We start from the raw sequence: 24,718 nt of genomic DNA, 5'->3' as shown, positions 1-24,718 counted from the left end.
CCCTTCTGACTACGTATGATGAGACAGAGCGTAGATCAGAATCCTAGAGTGCGAATGCCTTTGAGCTGGTCCAGATTACCGTTCATGGCGCCCGCGCCGGCGACGTTGTCGCGCAGTACGACATTGAGCGAGGTGATGTTGCGAACCTGGTTGCCAGCGCCGAGCAAGGTGGTGTTTTGCATCAGTCCACCTTGGGCCAGACGTTGCACTGTACTGCCCTGGTTGTTGCCTGCAGCGATGTTCAGCTGAATTCCGGAACCGCTTGAAGAAACGCTCAATGAGCCTGCGCCGTTGGCGCCAACCAACTGTGTTCCGGCCGCTAATACCTGGCCCTGGGGTTCGCTGGCAGGAGCCTGGTTGCCGCGGCTGACATTGATGTCGACATCGTTGTAGGCGGTGTTGTGATCGCCAGCAGCACGCACTACCTGAGTGACGCCGGTGGTGCTGTTGAGCCCGTTGCCGCCTGTCACGGTGCCAGTGCCAGGGGCTTGCGTCGAAGCTGTGCCGGTGCCTTTTTCGTCGATTAAGGACACATAGAACTGCGGCTTGATGGTGGATTGCTGGATCTGCATCGTCGAGCGTGCACCGATCACCTCGCCTTTGGCGTTCTCCCAGGTGCTGCTCATGACCAGGCCAAAGCTGACAATGCGCCCCGGCAGCACGTAGCGGCCGCGCAGGTTGGCCAGTTCCTGGTCCTTGAGTTCGATCGGTTGCAGTACCTGGGCATGGCTTGGCAGGCTGGCGGCGAGGCAGGTCAGTGCCAGCCACAGTGGAATCTTCATCGCGTGCTCCCGGAGCTTGCTGCCCCTGTTGTTAGTGTTAGAAGAAGTCGCTCTGGATAAAGCCGAAGTCCATCAACTCGGCGTCTTGCAGCGGGGTAAAGCCATTGACGCGGTTCTTGGCGGTCAAGGGTTGCGGTGGGTCGAGCAGGGCATTGCTCTTGTCGTAGCCCTGGCCAATGATGGCGAAGATGATGCCGTTCCAGCCCTTGATGAAATCTTCGGTCTTGTAGCGTTTGTGGCCTAGGACCGGGTCGCCGATATAGACGAAGCCCTTGTCGACCTTCTGCATCACCACGAAGTGCTTGTAACCGCGGATATCCATCAGCACCACGACCGGGATACGGATGCTGTTCAGGGTGTCGGTGGTGACGCGGTAGCCGCGAGCACGCATGCCCAGGCTTTCTACGTAGCGCTTCATGTCCAGCATCGAGAAGCCTTGCACGCGGACGATGTCCTGATCGGCGTGGGCAAGCATGCCCTCGATGATCTGTTCTTCGTTGACGTCCAGCCAATAGGCCTGGCGCAGAATGGTTGCCAGCGCTGCTGCGCCGCAGCTGAAGTCGGTCTTCTGCTGCACCAGGTCAGCGAACTTGCGCTCGCGAATACTTTGAATGGGTTTGTACACCACCGCACCATTGGGCAGCACGGAAAGTGGCATTTGCGCCGCTTCACTCAGGCTGGCCAGGCAAAGCAAACACGCCAGGGCGATAATGCGCATGATTGGGCCTTCTGCTTCAGGTGAGAAAGGCCCCCTTGGCAGGGGGCCTTCGAGACAACACTCAGAACGAGGTGTTGGAGATCGCCAGCGAATTGCTTTGCTGGTTGCCGACACCGGATGCGACGTTGACGCCCAGGTTGCCGCTGCCGCCGTTGACCGAACCGCTCAGGGTAGCGGTGTTGGTCACAGGGTTGGCCCAGCCGGTAGGAGTCAGGACCTGGAAGGAAACAGTGTTGCTCAGGTCATACGAGTTGGCTTCGCTGTAGCTTTTGGAAATGTCGTTGGAAGACTCGGAAGCCGCCTCGACTGATTTTTCATAGGCAGAAGCAGAAGCGTTCTCGTAGGAAGACTCGCGGGATTTATCGTAGGAAGAATCGCGGGCTTTGTCGTAGGAGTAGTCACGCGACTTGTCATACGAAGAGCCGAAGGATTTTTCGAACGAAGAATCGTAGCTGGTCTGGTGCGAGGTATCGACCGAAGCGTCCAGCGAGGCGTTGAGCGAGCCGCTGGCGGTTTCGCTGCGGGTGCGTTCACGGTCGCCGTTGGTGAAGGTCACCGAACGCGCTGCGTCGGCTGCGGCGGCAAGCGTTGCGCTCAGCGAAGCCGAGCTGCTGCTGTTGGCGTTGCCGCTGGCCGAGCCATTGACATTGGCATTGTTGGAGCCACTGGCGTTGGCGCTGCCCGAGCCGCTGGCTGACCAGCTGTTCGATCCGCTGGCGCTGGAGCTGTGCGAGCCGCTCGACGCGGCGGCGTTGGAGCCGCTCAGGTTGAGGCTCGACGAGGAACTCCGATCGTCGGTCGAATTGAAGGTGCCTTCGCGTGACGACGAACCGCTGGAGGAGGTGGTGAAGCTCAGCGTTTCGACGGTGTAGCTGCGATCTGCACGGTTGTTGACGGTTAGCCCTGGGCCGTTTTGATCAGCGCGGGCAGTGGCGACCGAGTTACCGATAGGCGAGTTGGTATTGGCGATCGCCATGGTGTTTTTCTGTTGGTTGAGGTCGCCGCCGGCAATGTTGATACCGACGTTGCCGCTGGTGCCAGACGCCGAACCGGACATCACCGCAGAGCTCTGAGTCGACCAGTTGTTGACCTTGTTGTTATTGCTGTACTGCTTGACGTCGGCGGTGGCAGTAGCGGTGCCGAACACGAAGCTGTTGTCCAGGCTGGAATCAGAAGCAGCGTTGGCGATGGCCGCGGCGTTGTCCTGCTGGTTGCCATTACCGGCCGCAACGTTTACGCCGACGTTGCCGCTGGCGCCGGAGCCGGAGCTGCTCATTTCGGCTTCGTTGATGGTACCTTCATTGTGAATCGTGTTGCCTGTACTGCTTTGGCGGTCGATTGCATTGGCAGTTGCGCTAATAGGGATGATGGTCGTGCGGGGCTGGTTGTTGTTGCCATTGCCATGCCCGTTGCCACGCCGATCATCAGCTTGTACAGCTACAGCCATGATCGCAGCAATTGCGAAAACCAGAGGCTTGATTGCCATCGAAGGTTTCATGGTGATTCTCCGTACTTATTTTAGGTTAAGTGTTGTTCTTACCTGTTTGGGTCAGTCCACGACCCGGACGCTCAGGGTGTTGGCCGTTCGATTTCCTACCCCGGCGCTCTGATTCAACTGAATGACCCCACGGCTGCCGGTGAATGCCTGGTTACCGGTAGTGACCTGGCGACTGCCAAGGTTCGGGTCAGCTGGATCGGAGTTGTTGAGCAGCGCCACGTTCTGTTGCATGAGGACGCTGTCGTCGATGCTTTGCGGCTGGTCACTGATGCTGATGCGCAGCGCATTGGCTTGCTGGTTGCTGGCGCCGCTGCTCTGGTTTACCCCCAGAACACCGTTGCCGTTGGTAAAGGCGTTGCCTTGAATGCTGGCAGTGGCTTCCATGTTGGCATCTACCGTGGTGTGCAGGCGCTGGCGGATCTGCGTGGTGGCGCTGGCGCCGTGTCCATTGGCAAGGGCGCGGGCGTTGGCTTGCTGAGAAAAATCCCCCGCAGCCTGGTTGACCGCCATGTTGCCCTGGTACTGGGCGCCGGAGCTGTCGATGCTGGCGTTGTTGACGATGGGTGACTGGGCGAACGCAGGGGCTGTGAGGAGCGTGGCCAGGATCAGCAATGAGCGCTTCATGTCATTGGCCCCCGCCGATGCTTTTCAGTACGCCGAGGCCTTGCTGCACGTTGGAGTTGACCATGTTGGCGATGCCGCTACCCGAGCCTGTGGAACGTCCGCCGGCCAGATTCGGCAGTTGGTTCTGGGTGCTGATGTTGCCGCCCAGGTTGGTGGTCTGCTGGGTGATCAGCGAACTGATGCCTGCGCCGCTGCTGATCGAGGCGAAGTCGCCATCGCTGAGCTCGTTGGTTTGCCTGAGGATCTGCGCAGAAGGGTTGGTGTTGACGGTGACTGGGCTCGGATCGGGGATCAGCGGTGCTCGCACTGCATTGCGCGTCTGCACGTCGCGGGTGATGACGATCAGCCCATTGTCGGCCTGGGCCGGCAGCGCCAGGCTTGCCCCCAGGGCGCAACCTGCCAGTAACAGGTGAAAGGTGCCTTTATCGAGTGTCGCCACGGTGGCAATTCCTTCTTCGGATCGCTGGCCCTGATCAGCGTTGCGAAGGAGGAGAGCAGGAGCCGTGCCGCTTTTACTAATTGCTTGGGAATCAGTTAGCTACGGCCACATGCTGTCTACGCATCGCAGCAGCTGTTTCAGCACTGACACAGTTTCCCGGACAAACAAGCGACGCATCGGCTCTGGCCATACCTGAACGGCGTTTGGTCGAAGCTGTATCACCAACGTGACAGCACCGCTGTTTACGCCGCAGGGCACGTAAACACAGGGACTTGGACCCAGTTCGGTGTGTCAGCGAGTTAACACTCGGTAGCGCAGGCCGGCGATTTGCCATCAAGCAGGCGCTGGACTGCAGTCAAAACCGCAGCGCTGCGTTGCGGCCAGCTGCCGCCGATGATTTGCACTGGTTGCTGGTGGCGTTGCAGCCAGTCCAGGCTGTCTGCAAAAAAGGCCTGACGCTCGTGCAGATCCGGCTGGCAACGCTGACCATCGGCGACCCAGTCGGCCCCGGCCGGGTCGAGCAGCAGGTGCAGGTCGTAGCGCCGCGCCAACAGCGCCTGTTCGATATCAGGCGGGCAATCGCCGAACAATGCCTTGCTCCAGAGCATGTTGCTCAGCAGGTGGGTATCCAGGATCAACAGATCAGGCTGGCGGGTCCGCGCGCTGTCTTCCCAGGCCAGCTGCCCACGGGCGATGGCCGGGATGTCGGCGAAGCAGGTATCCCGGCCTTGCTCGTTGATGAAGTGGCGGACGTACTCGCCCACCAGTTCGCCGCCGAAGTGTGCCTGGATTTCGCCACTGAGCCAGCTCTTGCCACTGGACTCCGGACCGCACAGCACCAGTACCTTCATGCCTGCACCAGGGCAGGGTCGCGCCGCCACTCCAACCAGCCACGTACGGCGATCAGCGTGAACAGTGCATACAGCGCGGCAGTCAGGTACAGGCCTTTGTACAGGAACAGGCCGACGAAGATCACGTCCAGTACGATCCACAAGGTCCAGCACTGCAGGCGCTTCTGCGCCATCCACAACTGTGCCACCAGGCTGAAGCCGGTCAGCGCTGCGTCCAGCCAGGGCTGCGCTGCATCGGTCCAGTGCGCCATCGCTGCGCCCAGTGCCAGGCTGGCCAGCAGGCCCAGGCCCAGCCCGGTCAGCATCGGTGTGGTCTGCAGGCGCGAGACCTGGCGGACGTCTTCGCGGTGGCCAGGGCGAGTCCACTGCCACCAGCCATACAGCTGTAACACGGCGTAGATCAGTTGCAGGAGCATGTCCGAGTACAGTTTCACTTCATAGAAGACCCAGCTGTACAGCATCACCATCACCAGCCCGATCGGCCAGCACCAGGGGTTCTGCTTGACCGTGAGCCATACGGCGATGACGCCGAGGGCGGCGGCGAAGAGTTCCAGGCCGGACATCGGCGATCCTTGGGGCAGGGGAAGGGCGCGATTGTAGCCTGTGGGGCGGGGCAGGTGTAGCTGTCTGCGTAAGGCCACTGGATCAGGCAGCAAGAGCTGATCCAGTGGCCTTAGGCATCAGACCCGGAACTGGCGCAGCAGTTGTTCCAGTTCTTCGCTCAACTGGCCCAGGGCGAGGCCGGCAGCGCTTGACTGGCGGGCCGCCTCGGCGGTTTCCAGCGACAGCCCGGCAGTGTCGGTGACATTGCGGTTGATCTCCTCGACCACGTGCGATTGCTGCAGGGTGGCACTGGCAATCGAGGCGTTGAGCGCAGTCAGGTTGTTCAGCACCTGGCTGATCGCATCCAGGCTGGAACCGGCTTCGCGGGCCTGCGCGACAGTCTGGCGCGAGGCCTCGCTGGAGGTATCGATGGCTTTCACCGCAGCCTCGGACTGGCCTTGCAGATGCTCGATCATGGTCTGGATTTCAGCGGTCGACTGCGCCGAACGTTGCGCCAGCAAGCGCACTTCATCCGCCACGACGGCAAAGCCGCGGCCTTGCTCGCCGGCCCGCGCTGCTTCGATTGCCGCGTTGAGGGCCAGCAGGTTGGTCTGCTCGGCAATTGAGCGGATCACCTCCAGTACACCGCCGATTTTGGTGCTGTGCCCGGCCAGTTGGCGAATCACCTGAACGGCCTCGTCGATGGTCAGCGAAAGGCGGTCGATCTGCGCCAGACTACCGTGGATCGCCTGCTGGCCATGGCTGACCTGCGCTTGCGCGGCGCGCATTTCGCTGGCGGCCTGTTCGGCATTCTTGGCCACATCCTGCACGGCATAGGTGACTTCGTTGACTGCGGTGGCCACCTGGTCCATCTGCAGCGATTGCTGAGTGCTGCGCAGTTGCGCTTGCCCGGCGTTGTCGCCGACCTGGCCGGCAGACTGGGCAAGGGCATGGGCGGCACCCTGCAATTGGCCAATCACCCCCTGCAACTTGCCGTTGAAACGGTTGAAGTGTTCGCCCAGGTAGGTGACTTCATCCTTGCCATGGGTATCCAGGCGCTGGGTCAGGTCGCTTTCGCCGCTGGCAATGGTGCCCATCGCCTGGACGGCCTGCTGCAACGGACGGGCAATGCTGCGCGCGATGAGCATCACCAGCAGCGCCATCAGCAAGGCGATGCCCAGGCCGATCAGGCAGGCATCGCGTACCTGTCGGGCGAACTCGGCTTGCACGTCATCGACATAGACGCCGGAGCCGATGATCCAGCCCCACGGTTTGAACAGCTGGATATAGGAGGTTTTCGCCACCGGCTCGCTGGCGCCGGGTTTGGGCCAGCGATAGTCGATCTGCCCGGCGCCCTGACTGCGAGCCACGGTGACCATCTCGTTGAACAGGGCAAACCCGTCCGGGTCGCGAATGGCCGACAGGTCCTGGCCATCGAGCTTGGGGTTGACCGGGTGCATGATCATCCGCGGGCCGAGGTCGTTGATCCAGAAATAGTCCTGCACGTCGTAACGCAAGCCGCGCACCACTTGCAGCGCCTGTTGCTGCGCGGCGTCACGGCTGAGCGTGCCTGCGGACTCAAGCCCTTGGTAGTAGGCCAGCACCCCGGCTGCGGTCTGTACCACGTGTTCGGTCTTTTCAGCCTTGGCCCGATACAGGTCACCATGGATCTGGCGCAGCATCACCAGGCCCAGCACCACCAGCATTGCCACTGCCACCAGCAGGATCAGCCACAAGCGACGGCTGATCGACATCGACCTCAAGGTCTTCATAACAGGGCACTCCCGGATTGTTCTTGTTATTCAGGGGCATCCAAGCATGCATGGCCTGCGAACCGTACTCGACCAAAGGCCAAGTGCCTGGCGCGGCATTTCATGGTGGATCCAGGCAAGCCTAAAACAGGCTCGTCTGTTAGCATCTCGGCCGCTCAAGATGAAACCTTTAGGCATCTCGAACTTTTCGACTGGCGTAGCGACCAACAGTCGCTGTAAAACTGCCGGGCCGCGACGCGGCCACTATCAGTAAATCAAGAACAACGGCGCTGCAGTCAGCAGTGCCACAGCGGGGGAACAATGGATTTTTGGAGTGCCTTTCAGGCAATCATCTTAGGCATCGTCGAGGGACTGACCGAGTTTCTGCCGATTTCCAGTACCGGCCACCAGATCATTGTCGCCGATCTGATCGACTTTGGTGGCGAGCGGGCGATGGCCTTCAACATCATCATCCAGCTCGGTGCAATCCTGGCGGTGGTGTGGGAGTTTCGCCGCAAGATCATCGAGGTGGTGCTGGGGCTGCGCAGTGAGCCGAGCGCACGGCACTTTACCGTCAACCTGCTGGTAGCGTTCATGCCGGCAGTGGTGCTTGGGGTGCTGTTCGCCGACTTCATCCACCATCACCTGTTCAACCCGATCACCGTGGCTGCGGCCTTGGTCGTCGGCGGGGTGATCATGCTCTGGGCCGAGCGCCGCGACCACCGCATCGAAGTCGAGCACGTCGACCAGATGAACTGGACCCACGCCTTGAAAATCGGCCTGGTGCAGTGCCTGGCGATGATCCCCGGCACTTCGCGCTCTGGTTCGACCATCATTGGCGGCCTGCTGTTTGGCCTGTCGCGCAAGGCAGCTACCGAGTTCTCGTTCTTCCTGGCCATGCCAACCATGGTCGGCGCTGCGGTGTACTCCGGTTACAAGTACCGCGACCTGTTCCAGCCCGCCGACTTGCCGGTGTTTGCCATTGGCTTTGTGGTGTCGTTCATCTTCGCCATGATTGCCGTGCGTGCGCTGCTCAAGTTCATCGCCAACCACAGTTATGCGTTGTTTGCCTGGTACCGCATCGTGTTCGGCCTGCTGATCCTGGCGACCTGGCAGTTTGGCCTGATCGACTGGGCAACGGCGCAAGGCTGATATGGCCCGCCCGCAACCGGCAACCTCACGCCCGCGCGGCCACGCCCAGGGCGAGGGCGTGCGCAACCTGCGCTTGAAGCTGCTGGCATTGGCTGGGTTGTGTTTGCTGCCGGCGCTCGGCGCGGCGCAGATGGCCTGGAGCGGGCAGTCATGGCTGCCCTTGGCGCTGTATCCGTGTGTGAGCCTGATCAGCCTGTTGCTGTATTGGCAGGATAAACAACAGGCTCGCAACCAGGCCTGGCGCACGCCAGAAAAGGTCCTGCATGCCAGCGAGCTGCCGGGCGGCTGGCCCGGAGCGTTGCTGGCGCAGCAGCTTTTTCGGCATAAGACGCGCAAGTTGTCGTTTCAGCTGACGTTCTGGGCCATCGTTGCGCTGCACCAGCTGTTCTGGCTGGATCAGGTGCTGCTGGGTGGACGTTGGCTGGCGCTGCTGCCTATATAAACGGCAGCGTGGCCGCTCAAAGCAACAAACCCGCTTGCAGCCGTTTTGGCAGTTTGCGCACCACCAGCTGGTGCGAGCGCTGCAGCAAGTCAGCCAGCTCCTCGCGCCCCATCGCATAGGGCGCTGCCACGCTGATCCAGCGGGCACGTGCCAGATAGGGCGCAGGCTTCACCCCCGGACGGTCGACGTAGCCGAGAAACAGCTCATCGGCGACCTTGAACGACAGCCCGGCACCGGCCAGATCAAGCACCGCGAACATCTTGTTGCCGGCCACCGAAAACACCCGGATACCGCCCCATTTGTAATCTTCGCGCGCGCCCGGTAAACCCAGGCAGAAGGTTGCTGCTTGTTCGGGGTTCATGCTTGCTTCAGACATACCGCTCTCCACAGGCCTCAAAGGCTGCTGCCAGATGATCAATCCACACACGCACCGCTGGCAGCATGCCGCGCCGGTGCGGGTAAACTGCCTGCAGCCAAGCGCCAGGCAGCGACCATTCCGGGAGCAGCCTGACCAGCTCGCCACGCTCCAGCTCTTCTTCACAGTACAGGCTTGGTAGGAGTGTGAAGCCCAACCCGGCGAGCACCGCAGCCTTGCGCAGGATGAAGTCATCAATCGCCAGGCGCGGCTCCAGTGCCAGCTCCTGCTCACGGCCATTGGGCCCGAGGAGGCGGATGTGCACCAGCCGGTCCGCTTCGGTCGCGCCGAGGACCGGCAGCGTCGCCAGCTGCGCCGGCTCGGTCAGGCCTTCGGCGAACCCTGGGGCGGCCACCAGATGCATCTGTGCCTGACGCAGACGCCGGGTAGCCAGGGCAGGGTCTTCATCGCCCAGATCGCGTACCCGCATGGCGACGTCGATGCCCTCGCCAATCAGGTCCACGCGCCGATTGAGCAGGACCATGTCGAGCTGCACCAGCGGGTATGCCAGCAGAAAGCGATTGATCACCTCCGGCAGGAACGTATGAGCCAACGCTACCGGGCACGACACCCGTAGCCGCCCGCGCGGTTCGCTGGTCATGCTCGCGACCGCTTCGTCGGCCATCTGCGCCTCGAGCAGCATGGCCTGGCAGTGCTGCAGATAACGTTCGCCGATCGCCGTCAGCTTCAGCTGGCGGGTGGTGCGTTGCAGCAGGCGCGTGCCGAGGCGCTCTTCCAGCTCGGCGATGCGCCGCGACAAGCGTGACTTGGGTATCCCCAGCTGGCGCCCGGCGGCGGCGAAGCCACCGGCTTCGACCACCCTGGCGAAATAAAACAGGTCGTTAAGATCTTGCATTCACGTAGCCCATTGTTCTACCAATGGGACAATCTAGTGCATTCTCAGCGACTAATCATCTATTCGATAGCTCTGTAGGATTCTCTCCATCGAGATCGCCCCTATCGCGGTCGCCAATCCTGGAGAGCCCCCATGAAACTGTTGCACATCGATTCGAGCATCCTCGGCGACAATTCCGCTTCCCGCCAGCTCAGCCGAGAAGTTGTCCAGGCGTGGCAGGCTGCCGACGCCAGCATCGAAGTGGTGTACCGCGACCTCGCTGCCGACGCCATCAGCCATTTCTCGGCTGCCACCCTGCTGGCTGCAGGCACCGCTGAAGATGCGCGTGATGCCGCCCAGGCGTTCGAGGCCAAGCTGAGCCAGGAAACCCTGACCGAATTCCTCGCTGCCGACGCGGTAGTGATCGGTGCGCCGATGTACAACTTCAGCGTGCCGACCCAGCTCAAGGCCTGGATCGATCGTGTTGCGGTAGCCGGCAAGACTTTCCGCTACACCGAGGCCGGCCCAGAAGGCCTGTGCGGCAACAAAAAGGTGATCCTGGTGTCGACTGCTGGCGGCCTGCACGCCGGCCAGGCCACTGGCGCTGGTCATGAAGATTTCCTCAAGGTGTTCCTGGGCTTTATCGGTGTCACCGATCTGGAAATCGTCCGCGCCCACGGCTTGGCTTATGGCCCTGAGCAGCGCACTGCAGCCATCGACGCTGCCCAGGCGCAGATCGCCGGCGAGCTGTTCGCAGCCGCCTGATCACGGTTCAACCAGCTAGAAGCGGGCAGGTGGCGGCGAATTTGGCTTTCATCTGCCCGCAATCGCTGTGTGTTTCATCCAGTTTTCATCTGCCCTGAGCCATAGGGCCTTAAGCTGATGTCATCCGCCCATCTGCGGGGGAGACGCCGGTGACCTACCTCTCACGAACGATTGCTGCGCTGGTAGTGCTCACCAGCCTGATCGGCCACGCCAATGCCGCGCCTTGGGTCGCCGGCCTGCACCCTCTGCAACTGAACGATCCGGTGGATGCGCGGCCCATGCACGCCTTGGCTTTCTATCCTGCCAGTGGCGCGACCCACAGTCTGCGTATCGACGGCTATCAGCTGCGCGCTGCCGAGGAAGCGCCGGTGGCGCTTGGGCATTTTCCGCTGCTGGTAATTTCCCATGGCAATACCGGGAGCCCACTGGCGCTGCATGACCTGGCCACAGGCCTTGCCCGCCAGGGCTTTGTGGTCATCGCCTTGACCCACCCTGGTGACAATGCCCGTGATCCGAGCCGGCTGGGTACCCTGAGCAATCTGTACGGGCGCCCGGTGCAGGTCAGCGCGGCGATCACTGCCGTGCGGGCAGATGCGTTGCTGAGCCCCTATCTGGGCGACGGCAAGGTCGGCGTGATCGGTTATTCGGCAGGCGGCGAGACCGCGCTGATCCTGTCCGGTGCGCAGCCTGATCTGGAGCGTCTGCAGCGCTATTGCCAGGAGCGACCGACCGACGCCGATGCCTGTAAAACCCACGGTGTGCTGATTGCCGACCGCACGGAGCTGGGGCCCCATGCCGACCCGCGCGTCGGCGCTGTGGTGTTGATGGCGCCGCTTAGCCTGATGTTCGGGCGGCATGCTCTGAGCAACGTCCACCTGCCGGTACTGATGTACAGTGGCGACAACGACCAGTTGCTCGCGCTGGAGCACAACGCCGATGCGCTGGCGCGCAAGTTGCCGGTGACACCCGATTACCGCCTGCTGGCCGGCGCCGGGCATTTCGTATTCATGGCGCCTTGCGATGACGAGCAACATGCACGCATGCCGGTGCTCTGCCAGGACGCTGCCGGTATCGACCGGCGCCAGATCCACCGCTCGTTGCAGCGTGAGACGGCTGATTTCTTTACCCAGGCGCTTGGTGCACCAGAACCGGCAGAACGCTCAGCCGCGCTGATTGCGCCGCGCCAGCAGTAGCGTCAGGCCTACTCCTGATAGCGCCAGCAGGGCGGTTACGCAAAAGATCGAGGCGTAGCCTAGATGTACGGCGACCGCGCCCATTACCGGGCCGGCAATGGCCAGCGCCAAATCGAAGAACACCGCATAGGCGCCCAGGCCCGCACCACGGCTGCTCGGTGGCACATGTTTGATCGCTTCGACGCCGAGCGCCGGGTACACCAGCGACAGTCCAAAGCCGGTCAGGCCAGCGCCAAGCAGAGCAAATCCCGGTGAGGGGGCCAGCCACAGCAACGTCAAGCCGACCACTTCGGTCGCCATGCAGGTTATCGCCACCGCATAACCGCCAAAGCGGTTGACCGCGTTGACGAACAACAAGCGCGAAATGATGAAGCACACACCAAACGCACTCAGGCATAGCGCAGCGCCGGTCCAGCCGCGTTCGAGGTAGTACAAGGTGACGAAGGTGGTCAGCGTGCCGTAGCCGATCGACGCCAGCATCAGGCTCGTGCCGCACGGCGCCACGCGCACGAAAGCTGACCAGAAGCCAAGACGCTCGCCACGCACTACCACCACATCGGGTCGTTGACGCAGGGCGAACAGGCCAACCACTGCGAGGATCACCAGCAACGGGCCGAGCACGCTGAAGTTAAGCCCATCCACCAGCAGCACGCCGACGGGTGCACCTATCGCAATGGCACCATACGAGGCAATGCCGTTCCAGGAGATCACCCGTGCGGTGTGCTCGGCACCGACCTGATTGATGCCCCAGCTCAAGGTCGCTACACCGATCAGGCCTTGCGCCAGCCCGAGCAGCACACGGCCGCCGAGCAGCAGCGCCAGGCTTGCTTGCGGCCAAGCCAATGTCCAGGCCGAGAACAGCGTCAGCACTCCGCAACCGATGATCGCCAACAGCCCGTAGCCAATTGCACGCTTGCCGCCCAGGCTATCCGCCACCCGCCCGGCAAACGGGCGGCTGAGCAGCGTGGTCAGGTATTGCAGGCCAATGGTCACCCCGGCGATTACCGCGCCATAGCCGAGTTGGTCATGCACGTGGCCGGGCAGCACCGCGATCGGCAGGCCGATGCAGAGAAAGGTAATGAAGGTGTAGAAAACGATCGCAAGAATCTGGCGGGTGATGGCAAAGCCTTGATCAGGGGAGGGTACTTGTGCAGTCATGGGCTCGTTCGCTGGCGGGCGGTGGGGCGTGCCCCATCATGGCGGTTGCGCGAGGGAAATGAAAGCAGGCTAACGAATTGCCAGTACTACGGCGTGCATTGGCGTGGACCTGTAAACGGCGACGGGGCAAGCCCGCGCCCAAATGACCGAATGCCTCGGTTCACATGAGCGCAGGCTTGCCCCGCGCTGGGTTCAACCTGTCAGCGACAGATCAGACCACGACGCCCTGGCTACGCAGGTAGTCGTCGTAGGTACCGCTGAAGTCGACTACGCCTTCTGGCGTCAGCTCGAGGATGCGAGTCGCCAGCGACGACACGAACTCACGGTCATGGCTGACGAACAACAGCGTGCCCGGGTAGTTTTCCAGCGCCAGGTTGAGCGCTTCGATCGATTCCATGTCCAGGTGGTTGGTCGGTTCGTCCATCACCAGTACGTTGGGCTTTTGCAGAATCAGCTTGCCGAACAGCATGCGGCCTTGCTCACCACCGGAGATGACCTTGACCGACTTGAGGATCTCGTCGTTGGAGAACAGCATCCGGCCCAGGGTGCCACGGATCATCTGTTCGCCCTGGGTCCACTGACCCATCCAGTCGAACAGGCTGACGTCATCTTCGAAGTCGTGGGCGTGGTCCTGCGCGTAGTAACCCACCTCGGCGCTGTCGGTCCACTTCACCGCACCTGCGTCTGGCTTCAGCTCACCGACCAGGGTACGCAGCAAGGTGGTCTTGCCGATACCGTTGGGGCCGATGATGGCAACGCGTTCGCCGGCTTCGACGGTGAAGCTGAAGTCCTTGAACAGCACCTTGTTGTCGAACGCCTTGGCCATCTTCTCGATGGTCACGGCCTGACGGTGCAGCTTCTTGTTCTGCTCAAAGCGGATGAACGGGCTGACCCGGCTCGATGGCTTGACTTCGGCCAGCTGGATCTTGTCGATCTGCTTGGCCCGCGACGTAGCCTGCTTGGCTTTCGAGGCGTTGGCCGAGAAGCGGCTGACGAAGGTCTGCAGCTCGGCGATCTGGGCTTTCTTCTTGGCGTTGTCCGACAGCAGCTGCTCGCGCGATTGCGTCGCAGCAGTCATGTACTCGTCATAGTTGCCAGGGAACAGGCGCAGCTCACCGTAGTCCAGGTCAGCCATGTGGGTGCAGACGCTGTTGAGGAAGTGCCGGTCGTGGGAAATAATGATCATGGTGCTGTTACGCGCCGTGAGGACCGTTTCAAGCCAGCGAATGGTGTTGATGTCCAGGTGGTTGGTCGGCTCGTCGAGCAGCAGCACGTCCGGGTCCGAGAACAGCGCCTGGGCCAGCAATACGCGCAGCTTCCAGCCCGGTGCGACTTCGCTCATCGGGCCGTTGTGCTGCTCCAGCGGGATACCCAGGCCAAGCAGCAGCTCACCGGCGCGCGAGTCGGCGGTGTAGCCGTCCATCTCGGCGAACTCGGTTTCCAGCTCGGCGACGGCCATGCCGTCTTCCTCGCTCATTTCCGGCAGCGAGTAGATGCGGTCACGCTCGGCCTTGACCTTGAACAGTTGTTCATGGCCCATGATGACCGTGTCGATCACGGTGAAGTCTTCGTAGGCGAACTGGTCCTGGCGCAGCTTGCCCAGACGGGTGTTCGGCTCGAGCATCACCTGGCCACCGGACGACTCGAGGTCACCGCCGAGGATCTTCATGAAGGTCGACTTGCCGCAACCGTTGGCGCCGATCAGGCCGTAGCGGTTGCCGTTGTTGAATTTGACCGAAACGTTTTCGAACAGCGGCTTGGCGCCGAATTGCATGGTGATGTTAGCGGTGGAGATCAAAGGGCTTACCTATCAGTCACTTACGGGGCTGGCTTTTCAGCTGATACCGATTTGATACCAATCTTGAGTTTTTCCAGCTCGCTCCAATCGGAGCTTGAGTTGAGCCAACGGGCATACGTCGACAGCAGCATTTGAACGCTGTGACCCAGCTGTTGGGCAATAAATGCGGGATTGAGGCCGGACATTAAGCATATTGTCGCATAGGTGTGGCGGCAGTTGTATGGGGGGCGACGTCTGATCCCCATTTCATTCAGCACCGGCACCCGCTGTTTGTGTAGATCCGACGCCTGCCTGACGTACTCGCCATTCTCCGACGGCGGAAACACAAACGGCGTTTCGGTCACCGCTCTCTTGCCATGGCTGCGGCGAGCCGCGTATTCCCGTGCAAACTGGATCGCGCGCAAGGCCCGATCATTCAGAAGCACAAACCGGTCCCGCCCGGTTTTCGTCCTCTCTTCCACCGGCTTCAATCTTGGTCTTGCACACCCCGGCTCCGCCTTCGTACGCGGTGATCTGGAGCGGCGGTCGCTGATTCCACCCGCGAATGGCGGCAGCGTGGCCAGGTTGCGCTTTACCTTACTCCTCCTGGATGCCGACTGCGCCGCGAGCGAGGCAAACAGAGTGCTCGTCGATCCGGCCTGAGCAGATGACCATCGGGGACGAACTATCAAGCTGCCCAACGAATGCCTCATGGCGCCACCTCGATGGCGACGTCGTCGTGGATGCACTCGATGTCGCGGAGATCGTAGTCATCGATCTGCGACTCCCGGAGATCATTGCTGTCGAGCAGTTCCCAAGCTTCGTCGTCCGGCACGTCGTGTATCACGCGCTTGAAGTTCACGATGGTGCTGGAACATTCCGTACTCGTCGCGCACGACCGGCGCTGGCTGGATCAGCTTGATATCTTCAGACAGGACGATTTCTTGACCGCACTTCTGAGGCCTTTCGGTTTAATCGGGAGGACTAATGACTTAAGTGGTACTGCAAGGGTCTACCGAATAAGCGTGCCATTCGGCTGGCCTTGGACATCGGTGATTACAGTGACAAAGCTAGACAGGGAGAGGCAGTTTCAAGCTTATGAGCTGCTACGGAAGCTGGACATGCAAACTTCTGCGACGATGAGCCAGGTGGCCTACGGGTGCACTACTGGTGCTGGATGGGACTATGTCTGCGCCCAGCATCGGAAGGCGTTCGATGAATGGATGAGCTTCGCTGCAACTCTGGATAAGCCCAATGTCGATTCGTAAGGCGGTTCCGCTTGTCCGGTGAAGCCCTCGGCCTCTTAAGCCGCAGTTGATAACCGCCTCGCTTTCGCTATGAGGCAGAAGTTGTCTAGCAGCCATTCGGCCGCAGGGGTGGCGCGTCGGCTGGACAATTGCACGATCTTGAGCGCTGCGCAGCTGCGTTCCAGCAGCAGTTGATTGTCAGTCAGGCGGCCCAGCAAGGCGTCCTTGCTTGAAGGGCGCCCGAGCACATGTTGGCGGGCCAGTACGATGTCGTGATCTGCCATCTGCTGGGCATTGAACAGTTCGGAACGCAGGATGGGCTCGTATTCGAACTTGTGCCGCGCTGCACTCCACCGAAGCCAGATGGCCGGTGAACGCCACAGGCTGGACAGGGTGCGAGTCAGGATATTTTGCATGAATTCCTTCGCACGACCCGCGCAGGGCAAGCCGCATGCGGAATGAAGGCGGTTCTACGCCAGGCCAGGTGTGCGGGGGCGTTGCGCCGCCGGGGCGTGCAGCATTCCACCGACGAGTGTGGGAGGTATTTATGAGTCTGTTCGCTAGCGAACATAGGCAATATCGCCGCAACGGGCCGTGTTAGAGGTGCACGATCCAAGAGGCCGCTTTTGGCCGGCTGCTGCTCTTTGCGCGAGTGCAATCGGCCATTGGCTGTCCTCCACGAAAGGCTAACGAGCAACCATTTTCTCAAACAAAAAATCAGATAAAAATCAGTAGTTTAGAACATAAACATAAACTGGAATCTAAAATAGAAAGATTATGGCCCAAGCAACTCCGGAGTATTGAAATTCGACAACCTGGGATCCCCCACAGCACAGTCCAAGCCACAGCACCCCCCAACCCCCAGCAAAGCCCGCTGCAAACTCCGTTCCCCCTCCAGCCAAGCCCGCCGCAACAGCGGCAACACCCGCCTAGGCAAAACCGCAAACATCGGCTGCCAATACCCCCCCTGACGCACCATCGCCGGTAAATCCTGCACAACCGCAAGCTCAAGCAAATCCTCGATCAAGCGACGGTCAATCAACGGCGCATCACACCCCAACACCACCACCCAGTCATGCCGAGCCACCGCCAACCCAGTAATCACCCCAGCCAACGGCCCCGGATAATCCGCCTCGGCATCAGCCACCAACTGATCAGCATGCACACGGTAAAGCTCTTGATTTCGGTTACAGGAAATCACCACATCATCGCTAAGCGCCCGCACCACCCGCTGCACATGCGCCACCAACGGCTCCCCACGCCACTCCAGCAACCCTTTATCGCGCCCACCCATACGCGCGCCCCGGCCACCGGCAAGGATCAATACAGAACAGGCAGGCAATCGCGCAGACATAAAAAAGGGCTCCTGGCAGTCAAGCCAGAAACCCTCCCATGTCACACCCAGCTTGTCCAGTCAGCCGCGCTCGCTTGCCTCAACGCCAGCCTTGCGTCGCCCAGCCAAGCGCATCACTACCACGAAAAACACCGGCACAAACACCACCGCCAGCGTCGCGCTGAGCATGCCGCCAATCACCCCGGTACCGATCGCCTGCTGGCTCGCCGAACTCGCACCGCTGGCAATCGCCAACGGCACCACGCCGAGAATGAACGCCAGCGACGTCATCACGATCGGCCGCAGCCGCAGCCTTGCCGCCTGTACCGCGGCATCAACCGGATCATGGCCCTGATCGACCAAGCTCTTGGCGAACTCGATGATCAGAATCGCGTTCTTCGCCGACAAGCCAATCAAGGTGATCAAACCAACCTTGAAGAACACGTCATTGGGCATGCCGCGCAGCGTCACTGCCAGCACTGCACCGAGCACGCCTAGCGGTACCACCAGCAGCACCGCAGTCGGGATCGACCAGCTCTCGTACAGCGCCGCCAGGCACAGGAACACGATTAGCAGCGACAAGGCCAGCAACAGCGGTGCCTGGCTGCCGGACAAGCGCTCCTGCAGCGACAGCCCCGTCCACTCCAGCGCGGTGCCGGCGGGCAATTGATCGACCAGGCGCTGCATTTCGTCCATGGCGTCACCTGAGCTGTAACCAGGCGCTGGCTCGCCGCTGATGGAAACCGCCGGATAACCGTTATAGCGGGTCAATTGCACCGGCCCGGTGACCCACTTGGCCTGTACGAACGCTGCCAGTGGCACCATCTTGCCGCTGTCATTGCGCACGTGGATCTTCAGCAAGTCCTCGACCTGGCTGCGCTGATCGCCCTCGGCCTGGACCACTACCCGTTGCATGCGGCCCTGGTTGGGGAAATCGTTGACGTAGCTTGAGCCCACTGCGGTATCCAGCACTGAACCGATATCAGCGAACGAGATGCCCAGTGCGTTGGCCTGACGCCGGTCGATTTCAAGCTGAATCTGCGGGCTTTCCGCCAGCGACGATTCGCGCACGTTGACCAGCAGCTTGCTCTTGCCTGCCTGCGCCAGTAATTGGTCACGGGCGGCCATCAGTTGCGCATGGCCAAGGCCGCCGCGGTCCTGCAGGCGCAACTCGAAGCCGGTCGACTCGCCGAGGCCGTCGATGGGCGGCGGCAGCACCGAGAACGCCACGGCGTCCTTGATCTGGCTGAACGCCTGATTGGCCCGGTCCGCTATGGCTTGCGCGCTGTCGGCAGCACCGCGCTCGGACCAGTCCTTGAGCGTGGTAAACGCCAACGCGGCATTCTGCCCACTGCCTGAGAAGCTGAAGCCAAGAATCAACGTGGTATTGCCAACCCCAGCCTCGCCGCTGTTATGCGCTTCGATCTGCGCCGCCACCTGTTCGGTGCGGGCGCGGCTGGCGCCCGGCGGCAGTTGGATGTCGGTGATGGTGTAGCCCTGGTCTTCGGTCGGCAGAAACGCCGTCGGCAACTGGCTGAATCCGTAACCCAGCACCACCAGCAACACGCCATACAGCAGCAGATAGCGACCGCTGCGCTTGAGCGCGTGTACTACCCAGCGCTGGTAACCATCGCTCATGCGCTCGAAACGGCGATTGAACCAGCCAAAGAAGCCCTTGCTGGCGTGCTCGCCACCTTTGGCAACCGGCTTGAGCAGGGTGGCGCACAGGGCCGGGGTCAAGCTCAGGGCAAGGAAGGCCGAGAAAAGGATCGACACCGCCATCGACACCGAGAACTGTTGGTAGATCACTCCCACCGAGCCCTGCATGAAGGCCATCGGCAGAAACACCGCGACCAGCACGAGGGTGATGCCGACAATTGCGCCGCTGATCTGGCCCATCGCCTTACGCGTTGCCTGCTTTGGCGGCAGACCTTCCTCGGCCATGATCCGCTCGACGTTTTCCACCACCACGATGGCGTCGTCGACCAAGATGCCAATGGCCAGAACCATGCCGAACAAAGTCAGCACGTTGATCGAGAACCCCATCGCCATCATCACGGCAAAGGTCCCCATCAGCGCCACCGGCACCACCAGGGTCGGGATCAGCGTGTAGCGGATGTTCTGCAGGAACAGGAACATCACCGCAAATACCAGCAGCATCGCCTCGAACAAGGTCGTGATGACCTGCTGGATCGAGACCTTGACGAATGGCGAGGTGTCATACGGGATGTCGTACTTGACCCCGGCCGGGAACAGCGGCGCCAGTTGCTCCATCTTCTCGCGAACCAGCGTCGCGGTCTGCATGGCGTTGGCGCCGGGCGACAGCTGCACGGCAAAGGCCGTCGACGGTTTGCCGTTCAGGCGCGTGCCGAACTGATAGTCCTGCGCGCCGATCTCGACCCGGGCGACATCGCCGACGGTCACGCTGGAACCGTCAGGGTTGGCTCGCAGGACGATGTCGGCGAATTCCTGCGGCGTGCTCAATTGGCCCTTGACCACCACGTTGGCAGTGATTTCCTGGGTTGGCCTGCTTGGCAGATCGCCAATGCTGCCGGGTGCCACCTGAGCATTCTGCGCGGCGATGGCCACCGAGACGTCGTTGGGCGTGAGGTTGAAGCCGATCAGCTTAGCCGGGTCGATCCAGATCCGCATGGCCCGTTCCGAGCCGTACAGCTGCGCCTTGCCAACACCCTTGAGGCGGCGGATCTCGTTCATCACGTTGCGCGCAAGGATGTCGCTGAGGGCTGTTTCATCGAGGCTGCCGTCCTCGGAGGTGAGGGTGGCCAGCAACAGGAAACCGGTCGAGACTTTTTCGACTTGCAAACCTTGCTGGGTGACCGGCCGCGGCAAGCGCGACTCGACCACCTTGAGGCGGTTCTGCACATCGACCTGAGCCAGGTCCGGCGGAGTGCCCGGCTCGAAGGTGGCAGTGATGGTGGCGCTGCCCAGGCTGCTTTGCGAGTTGAAATAGAGCAGGTTGTCGGCGCCGTTGAGCTCCTGCTCGATCAGGCTGACCACGCTCTCGTCCATGGTTGCAGCGGAAGCACCCGGGTAGACGGCATAGATCTCGATCTGTGGCGGCGCCACGTTGGGATACTGCGCCACCGGCAGCTTGGGAATGCTCAGCGCCCCCGCAAGCAGGATGAACAGCGCTACGACCCAGGCGAAAATCGGCCGGTCAATGAAAAACTGCGGCATGAATCAGGCCCTCACTGGCCGTTGTGCTGGACGATGGGGTTGGCGGCAGCTGTTGGGTCAACCTGCACCTGATCGCCGGCCTTGATGTGTTGCAGGCCTTCGATTACCACGCGGTCGCCAGGTTGCAGGCCTTCATTGACGATCCAGCGATCGCCCTGGGCATTGCCCAGGACCACTTCGCGGGCTACGACCTGAGCCTGCTGATCGACCAGCATGACCTTGGCCACGCCTGCGCTGTCACGCAGGATAGCCCGCTGCGGCACGCTGATGCCCCTGGGTTGAACCGCCTGCTCCAGGCGCACGCGCACGTAGCTGCCCGGCAGCAGGTCGAGGTCCGGGTTGGGGAATTCGCTGCGCAGGGTGATCTGGTTGGTGCTCGGGTCGACACTGATGTCCGAGAACAGCAGCTTGCCCGGCAGTGGATAGGCACTGCCGTCATCCTGAATCAGAGTGGCCTTGGCTTGATCCTCGCCCACCTGGCTTAGCTCACCGGCCCGCAGCGCCCGGCGCAGTGCGGTCAGCTCGCGGGTCGACTGGGTGACATCGGCGTGGATCGGGTTCAATTGCTGGATCGTCGCCAGCGGCGTGCTTTCGTTCTGGCCGACCAGCGCGCCCTCGGTGACCAGCGCGCGGCCAATGCGCCCGGCAATCGGCGCGGTGACGGTGGCATAACCCAGGCTCAGCCGGGCCCGATCGAGCGCGGCTTTGGCCTGGGCAACTTCGGCGTCGGCTTGCAGCAAGGCGGCGTGGGCGTTGTCGTATTCCTGGCGGCTGACGGCCTTGTCGGTCACTAGCTCGCCGTAGCGTTGATCCTGCAGGCGCGCTTGGTAGCGGGTCGCCTCAGCGCGGGCCAGGGTGGCGCGGGCGCTGTCGAGGTCTGCCTTGAACGGCGCCGGGTCGATCAGGAACAATACATCACCCTGTTTGACGTCGCTGCCCTCGCGATAAACCCGCTTGAGCAGCACGCCAGCCACCCGTGCACGCACTTCGGCAGTGCGCGGTGCAAGGATGCGACCGCTCAGTTCGCTGGTGATCGCCAGCGGCTGGGCCTGCACGGTCTCAACCCGCACCTGCGCCGGAGGCGCTTTGTCGTCTGGCTTGGCAGCGCTGTCGCAGCCGGCGAGCAGTACACCGAGCAGCGCCAAGGGCGCCAGATGGCGCAGGGGGAGTATTGGATAGTTAGACATATGCAGCTTTCCGATAATGACCGGCGCTATGCTAAAGCACCTGGCCACTAATAAGCTGTGAAGCACTGTAGGGCGTATGTGAAAAAGTGTAAGGAAAACGGCTGCGGCTGCGTAGGATCTATATCCTCATTACTTACTTCCCTCAGCCAAGCTACTTATGCCGAACATTCTTCTGGTTGAAGACGACAGCGCGTTGTCCGAACTGATTGCCAGCTACCTGCAGCGCAACGATTTCCACGTCACCGTCATTGCTCGCGGGGATCAGGTGCTGGACGAATGCCGGCGGCAGCGGCCTGATCTGGTCATCCTCGACCTGATGCTGCCCGGCCTGGATGGTTTGCAGGTGTGTCGCCTGCTGCGCCAGGAATCACAGTGCCTGCCGATTCTCATGCTGACTGCCCGCGACGATAGCCACGACCAGGTGCTGGGCCTGGAAATGGGCGCTGACGATTATGTCAGCAAACCCTGCGAGCCGCGGGTGCTACTGGCCCGAGTACGCACCTTGCTGCGCCGCAGCAGCATCAATGAACCGCACCTTGAAAGCGACGTGATCCAGGTCGGCGGGTTGCTTATCAATCTGGCCGAGCGCACGGTGAATTGGCGCGGCGAGGCAGTCGAGCTGTCCAGCGGTGAGTACAACCTGCTGGTGGTGCTGGCGCGCAACGCCGGTGAAGTGCTCAGTCGCGACCGCATCCTGCAACAGTTGCGGGGCATCGAGTTCAACGGCACCGATCGCTCGGTGGACGTGGCGATCTCCAAGCTGCGGCGCAGGTTCGACGACAACGCCGGCGAAGCGCGCAAAATCAAGACCGTGTGGGGCAAGGGTTACCTGTTCAGCCGCGTCGAATGGGAGTACTGAAGGCACCATGCTGAAGATTCTGGTACGCCTTTACCTGCTGATCATCGTTGCCTACGCCGGCGCGTTGTTGTTGATCCCCGATGCCATCGTCGGTGCTTTCCATGAACGTTTCATGGCCTTCAATCAAGACCAGGCCAGGGGCGTGCAAACCCTGATCGTGCGCCAGTTCCAGCAGGCACCGGCTGAGCAATGGCCGGCTGTCGAGCGTGAAGTGGCAGATATTTTCCGCCCTTTGCAGGTGCAGCTGCTGCGCTGGGATCAGGCTGCGCTAACGGCGCCCGAACGCGAGCGCCTGCAGGCAGGCTTGCATGTTGTGCGCCTGGGCGACTGGGGTTACTACCGAACGGCAATGGCGGCGCTGGACAGCGAGTGGCTGGTAAGCCTGCACAGCCCGCCCGATCCGGTCGACATCAACCTGCTGTCCTGGGGTGTGACCGTGCTGATCGGTGCCGCCTTGCTCGGCTGCCTGTTGGGCTGGGTGTGGCCACACTGGCGGGATCTGCAGCGGCTCAAGAAAACCGCTCGGCGTCTCGGCGAAGGGCAGCTGACCGCGCGCACGCAGATATCTGCGCGCTCCAACATCGGTGAACTGGCCGGTGTGTTCGACACCATGGCCAGCGACCTGGAGCGGCACGTCAACGAACAACGTGAACTGCTCAATGCCGTCTCGCACGAACTGCGCACGCCGCTGACCCGGCTGGATTTTGGCCTGGTGCTGTTGTTTGACGAAGTGCCGCCAGCCAATCGCAAGCGCCTGCTGGAGCTGGTCGGCCACGTTCGCGAGCTGGATGAGCTGGTCCTCGAGTTGTTGTCCTACAGCCGGCTGCAAACCGCCGGGCAGGCCAACGAACGGGTGGAGGTGTCGCTGCTGGAGCTGGTCGACAGCGTCCTTGGCGGTTTTGCCGAGGAGCTCGATAGCCGTGGTGTTCAGTGGGAAGTTAAAGCCGACGCCAACCTGCCGCGCTTTGTCCTCGACCCGCGCCTGACCGCCCGCGCCGTGCAAAACCTGGTACGCAATGCCATGCGTTATTGCGACGAAAAGCTGCTGCTGCGCCTGCGCATGGAGGGCGGCGCCTGCCTGCTTACCGTGGAGGACGACGGCATCGGTATCCCGCAGGAGGAGCGCGAGCGGATATTTCAACCGTTCTATCGGCTGGACCGCAGCCGCGATCGCAATAGCGGCGGCTTTGGCCTGGGCCTGGCGATCAGCCGGCGGGCAATCGAGGGGCAGGGCGGCACACTCACGGTTGCCCAGTCGGCGCTCGGCGGGGCGCAGTTCCGCATACGCTTGCCGGCGGCTTGAATATAGCCGGCAAGCGGCGTACCGTTTGCGGGCCGTTTCTCCCAGGAGCCGTACATGCAAGGCAAGGCCCGCAAGATCGTTCAGGCCATCTGCTACGAAGTCATCGCCGTGGCCTGCGTAGCCCCCGCCCTGGCGCTGATGTTCGATGCCGGCATGGCCCACTCGACGGTGCTGTCGGTGCTTATGTCGGGGGTTGCGATGAGCTGGAACATGGCCTTCAACTGGGCGTTCGAGCGCTGGGAGGCGCGCCAGGCCAAACGCAAGCGCACCGTGCTGCGGCGCATCCTCCACGCACTGGGCTTTGAAGGCGGGCTGGTTGTGTTGTTGCTGCCACTGGTGGCGTATTGGCTGGATATCAGTTTGTGGGCGGCATTGCTCACCAACCTGGCGCTGTTCGCGTTTTTCTTCGTCTACGCGTTCGTGTTCCAGTGGGGCTTCGACAAGGTCTTCGATGTGCCGCTCTCGGCGCAGCAAGCCAAGTGTTGACGGCTTGTAGCGCAACAGGATAAGTTCCTTACCCATGAATACCTTCACGCAGCGTCGCGCCCTGAACATTATTATTACCGCCATTATCGGATTGGCGGGCTAGCGCGTACGTGCACCAAACCCGCCCTGGAGGCGGGTTTGTTTTCTCTGACTCCTGGGCAA

General features: G+C 61.8%; 24 protein-coding genes and 2 pseudogenes. 7 read left to right on the top strand and 19 right to left on the bottom strand.

All coding sequences use genetic code 11. The features are described 5' to 3' along the window. Positions 1-35: 35 nt before the first annotated feature. The 9 genes and pseudogenes from FW789_RS07215 to FW789_RS07175 form a co-directional block, all read right to left on the bottom strand. Complete coding sequence (locus FW789_RS07215) at positions 36-782, bottom strand: hypothetical protein (protein WP_103437477.1); 747 nt, start codon at positions 780-782, stop codon at positions 36-38. Between the two features lie 37 nt (positions 783-819). Continuing rightward, entirely contained in the window at positions 820-1,500 is a 681-nt protein-coding gene (locus FW789_RS07210) for a C39 family peptidase (protein WP_103437476.1), read from the bottom strand. A 61-nt stretch (positions 1,501-1,561) separates the two neighbouring features. Beyond that, positions 1,562-2,998 (bottom strand): heme utilization protein, encoded by a 1,437-nt coding sequence (locus tag FW789_RS07205; RefSeq protein ID WP_101319684.1) that lies wholly within the window; start codon positions 2,996-2,998, stop codon positions 1,562-1,564. Positions 2,999-3,049: 51 nt separating this feature from the next. Continuing rightward, positions 3,050-3,622: an adhesin gene (locus FW789_RS07200; RefSeq protein WP_103437475.1), complete on the bottom strand. Its 573-nt coding sequence runs from the start codon at positions 3,620-3,622 to the stop codon at positions 3,050-3,052. Between the two features lies 1 nt (position 3,623). Then, positions 3,624-4,061: a hypothetical protein gene (locus FW789_RS07195; protein WP_101319680.1), complete on the bottom strand. Its 438-nt coding sequence runs from the start codon at positions 4,059-4,061 to the stop codon at positions 3,624-3,626. 299 nt (positions 4,062-4,360) lie between these two features. Further along, positions 4,361-4,912 (bottom strand): AAA family ATPase, encoded by a 552-nt coding sequence (locus FW789_RS07190; protein WP_446431222.1) that lies wholly within the window; start codon positions 4,910-4,912, stop codon positions 4,361-4,363. Further along, positions 4,909-5,475, bottom strand: a complete 567-nt coding sequence (gene pnuC / locus FW789_RS07185; protein ID WP_446431221.1) for a nicotinamide riboside transporter PnuC — start codon at positions 5,473-5,475, stop codon at positions 4,909-4,911. Before pnuC ends, FW789_RS07190 begins: the two co-directional genes overlap by 4 nt. Before the next feature lie 117 nt (positions 5,476-5,592). Next, positions 5,593-6,327 (bottom strand): methyl-accepting chemotaxis protein, encoded by a 735-nt coding sequence (locus tag FW789_RS07180; RefSeq protein WP_371411612.1) that lies wholly within the window; start codon positions 6,325-6,327, stop codon positions 5,593-5,595. 138 nt (positions 6,328-6,465) lie between these two features. Then, positions 6,466-7,137: pseudogene (locus tag FW789_RS07175) on the bottom strand (cache domain-containing protein); the annotation flags it as partial. 390 nt (positions 7,138-7,527) lie between these two features. Here FW789_RS07175 and FW789_RS07170 point away from each other — a divergent pair. Beyond that, positions 7,528-8,358, top strand: coding sequence for an undecaprenyl-diphosphate phosphatase (locus tag FW789_RS07170; RefSeq protein ID WP_103437471.1), 831 nt, complete (start codon positions 7,528-7,530; stop codon positions 8,356-8,358). A gap of 1 nt (position 8,359) precedes the next feature. Next, complete coding sequence (locus FW789_RS07165; protein ID WP_446431220.1) at positions 8,360-8,800, top strand: DUF1294 domain-containing protein; 441 nt, start codon at positions 8,360-8,362, stop codon at positions 8,798-8,800. A 16-nt stretch (positions 8,801-8,816) separates the two neighbouring features. Here FW789_RS07165 and FW789_RS07160 read toward each other — a convergent pair whose 3' ends face one another. Together FW789_RS07160 and FW789_RS07155 are read right to left on the bottom strand one after the other, a co-directional pair. Then, positions 8,817-9,176, bottom strand: coding sequence for an MmcQ/YjbR family DNA-binding protein (locus tag FW789_RS07160; protein WP_371411578.1), 360 nt, complete (start codon positions 9,174-9,176; stop codon positions 8,817-8,819). Further along, the gene (locus FW789_RS07155; RefSeq protein WP_101319665.1) at positions 9,169-10,071 is read right to left on the bottom strand and encodes a LysR substrate-binding domain-containing protein; all 903 of its coding nucleotides are present in this window, start codon (positions 10,069-10,071) and stop codon (positions 9,169-9,171) included. The genes FW789_RS07160 and FW789_RS07155 overlap by 8 nt, the downstream gene beginning before the upstream one ends. Before the next feature lie 132 nt (positions 10,072-10,203). Between FW789_RS07155 and FW789_RS07150 the strand changes: the two genes are divergently transcribed. Both FW789_RS07150 and FW789_RS07145 read left to right on the top strand, forming a co-directional pair. Beyond that, complete coding sequence (locus FW789_RS07150) at positions 10,204-10,815, top strand: FMN-dependent NADH-azoreductase (protein ID WP_446431219.1); 612 nt, start codon at positions 10,204-10,206, stop codon at positions 10,813-10,815. Positions 10,816-10,964: 149 nt separating this feature from the next. Further along, positions 10,965-12,008, top strand: coding sequence for an alpha/beta hydrolase family protein (locus tag FW789_RS07145; RefSeq protein ID WP_446431218.1), 1,044 nt, complete (start codon positions 10,965-10,967; stop codon positions 12,006-12,008). On the opposite strand, the gene FW789_RS07140 is transcribed toward FW789_RS07145, so the two are convergent. The 8 genes and pseudogenes from FW789_RS07140 to FW789_RS07105 all read right to left on the bottom strand — a co-directional run bounded on the left by FW789_RS07140 (position 11,976) and on the right by FW789_RS07105 (position 21,908). Next, entirely contained in the window at positions 11,976-13,166 is a 1,191-nt protein-coding gene (locus FW789_RS07140) for an MFS transporter (protein ID WP_411564794.1), read from the bottom strand. The two genes, FW789_RS07145 and FW789_RS07140, sit on opposite strands and share 33 nt — an antisense overlap. Before the next feature lie 211 nt (positions 13,167-13,377). After that, the gene (locus FW789_RS07135) at positions 13,378-14,964 is read right to left on the bottom strand and encodes an ABC-F family ATPase (RefSeq protein ID WP_103437467.1); all 1,587 of its coding nucleotides are present in this window, start codon (positions 14,962-14,964) and stop codon (positions 13,378-13,380) included. 20 nt (positions 14,965-14,984) lie between these two features. Further along, positions 14,985-15,434: pseudogene (locus FW789_RS07130) on the bottom strand (tyrosine-type recombinase/integrase); the annotation flags it as partial. A 218-nt stretch (positions 15,435-15,652) separates the two neighbouring features. Continuing rightward, positions 15,653-15,805 carry a hypothetical protein gene (locus FW789_RS07125; RefSeq protein WP_207073987.1) on the bottom strand — a complete coding sequence of 51 codons (153 nt, stop codon included), beginning with the start codon at positions 15,803-15,805 and terminating at the stop codon, positions 15,653-15,655. A gap of 441 nt (positions 15,806-16,246) precedes the next feature. Then, positions 16,247-16,606: a hypothetical protein gene (locus FW789_RS07120; RefSeq protein ID WP_103437403.1), complete on the bottom strand. Its 360-nt coding sequence runs from the start codon at positions 16,604-16,606 to the stop codon at positions 16,247-16,249. A gap of 359 nt (positions 16,607-16,965) precedes the next feature. Further along, positions 16,966-17,544 (bottom strand): molybdenum cofactor guanylyltransferase MobA, encoded by a 579-nt coding sequence (gene mobA, locus FW789_RS07115; RefSeq protein WP_207073989.1) that lies wholly within the window; start codon positions 17,542-17,544, stop codon positions 16,966-16,968. 60 nt (positions 17,545-17,604) lie between these two features. Further along, the gene (locus FW789_RS07110) at positions 17,605-20,721 is read right to left on the bottom strand and encodes a multidrug efflux RND transporter permease subunit (RefSeq protein ID WP_446431217.1); all 3,117 of its coding nucleotides are present in this window, start codon (positions 20,719-20,721) and stop codon (positions 17,605-17,607) included. Positions 20,722-20,732: 11 nt separating this feature from the next. After that, positions 20,733-21,908 carry an efflux RND transporter periplasmic adaptor subunit gene (locus FW789_RS07105; RefSeq protein WP_411563080.1) on the bottom strand — a complete coding sequence of 392 codons (1,176 nt, stop codon included), beginning with the start codon at positions 21,906-21,908 and terminating at the stop codon, positions 20,733-20,735. 157 nt (positions 21,909-22,065) lie between these two features. Here FW789_RS07105 and FW789_RS07100 point away from each other — a divergent pair, with 157 nt between their 5' ends. From FW789_RS07100 to FW789_RS07090, 3 genes are read left to right on the top strand one after another with little or no spacing between them, the layout of a single operon-like run. Continuing rightward, positions 22,066-22,767 carry a response regulator transcription factor gene (locus tag FW789_RS07100; protein WP_103437400.1) on the top strand — a complete coding sequence of 234 codons (702 nt, stop codon included), beginning with the start codon at positions 22,066-22,068 and terminating at the stop codon, positions 22,765-22,767. A gap of 7 nt (positions 22,768-22,774) precedes the next feature. Beyond that, the gene (locus tag FW789_RS07095; protein WP_103437399.1) at positions 22,775-24,070 is read left to right on the top strand and encodes an ATP-binding protein; all 1,296 of its coding nucleotides are present in this window, start codon (positions 22,775-22,777) and stop codon (positions 24,068-24,070) included. Between the two features lie 54 nt (positions 24,071-24,124). Beyond that, the gene (locus tag FW789_RS07090) at positions 24,125-24,556 is read left to right on the top strand and encodes a PACE efflux transporter (RefSeq protein WP_207073991.1); all 432 of its coding nucleotides are present in this window, start codon (positions 24,125-24,127) and stop codon (positions 24,554-24,556) included. The last annotated feature ends 162 nt before the right edge of the window (positions 24,557-24,718 follow it).

This window comes from Pseudomonas sp. 1121_17 (assembly GCF_052850745.1).
This window is presented reverse-complemented; position numbering and strand designations above follow the sequence as displayed.

Coding starts and splice junctions, on each gene's coding strand:
- FW789_RS07180 (WP_371411612.1), bottom strand. CDS start 6,327: ATGGACCAGGTGGCCACCGCAGTCAACGAAGTCACCTATGCCGTGCAG.
- FW789_RS07205 (WP_101319684.1), bottom strand. CDS start 2,998: ATGAAACCTTCGATGGCAATCAAGCCTCTGGTTTTCGCAATTGCTGCG.
- FW789_RS07095 (WP_103437399.1), top strand. CDS start 22,775: ATGCTGAAGATTCTGGTACGCCTTTACCTGCTGATCATCGTTGCCTAC.
- FW789_RS07100 (WP_103437400.1), top strand. CDS start 22,066: ATGCCGAACATTCTTCTGGTTGAAGACGACAGCGCGTTGTCCGAACTG.
- FW789_RS07150 (WP_446431219.1), top strand. CDS start 10,204: ATGAAACTGTTGCACATCGATTCGAGCATCCTCGGCGACAATTCCGCT.
- FW789_RS07105 (WP_411563080.1), bottom strand. CDS start 21,908: ATGTCTAACTATCCAATACTCCCCCTGCGCCATCTGGCGCCCTTGGCG.
- FW789_RS07090 (WP_207073991.1), top strand. CDS start 24,125: ATGCAAGGCAAGGCCCGCAAGATCGTTCAGGCCATCTGCTACGAAGTC.
- mobA (WP_207073989.1), bottom strand. CDS start 17,544: ATGTCTGCGCGATTGCCTGCCTGTTCTGTATTGATCCTTGCCGGTGGC.
- FW789_RS07155 (WP_101319665.1), bottom strand. CDS start 10,071: ATGCAAGATCTTAACGACCTGTTTTATTTCGCCAGGGTGGTCGAAGCC.
- pnuC (WP_446431221.1), bottom strand. CDS start 5,475: ATGTCCGGCCTGGAACTCTTCGCCGCCGCCCTCGGCGTCATCGCCGTA.
- FW789_RS07160 (WP_371411578.1), bottom strand. CDS start 9,176: ATGTCTGAAGCAAGCATGAACCCCGAACAAGCAGCAACCTTCTGCCTG.
- FW789_RS07110 (WP_446431217.1), bottom strand. CDS start 20,721: ATGCCGCAGTTTTTCATTGACCGGCCGATTTTCGCCTGGGTCGTAGCG.
- FW789_RS07170 (WP_103437471.1), top strand. CDS start 7,528: ATGGATTTTTGGAGTGCCTTTCAGGCAATCATCTTAGGCATCGTCGAG.
- FW789_RS07215 (WP_103437477.1), bottom strand. CDS start 782: ATGAAGATTCCACTGTGGCTGGCACTGACCTGCCTCGCCGCCAGCCTG.
- FW789_RS07210 (WP_103437476.1), bottom strand. CDS start 1,500: ATGCGCATTATCGCCCTGGCGTGTTTGCTTTGCCTGGCCAGCCTGAGT.
- FW789_RS07120 (WP_103437403.1), bottom strand. CDS start 16,606: ATGCAAAATATCCTGACTCGCACCCTGTCCAGCCTGTGGCGTTCACCG.
- FW789_RS07190 (WP_446431222.1), bottom strand. CDS start 4,912: ATGAAGGTACTGGTGCTGTGCGGTCCGGAGTCCAGTGGCAAGAGCTGG.
- FW789_RS07165 (WP_446431220.1), top strand. CDS start 8,360: ATGGCCCGCCCGCAACCGGCAACCTCACGCCCGCGCGGCCACGCCCAG.
- FW789_RS07140 (WP_411564794.1), bottom strand. CDS start 13,166: ATGACTGCACAAGTACCCTCCCCTGATCAAGGCTTTGCCATCACCCGC.
- FW789_RS07200 (WP_103437475.1), bottom strand. CDS start 3,622: ATGAAGCGCTCATTGCTGATCCTGGCCACGCTCCTCACAGCCCCTGCG.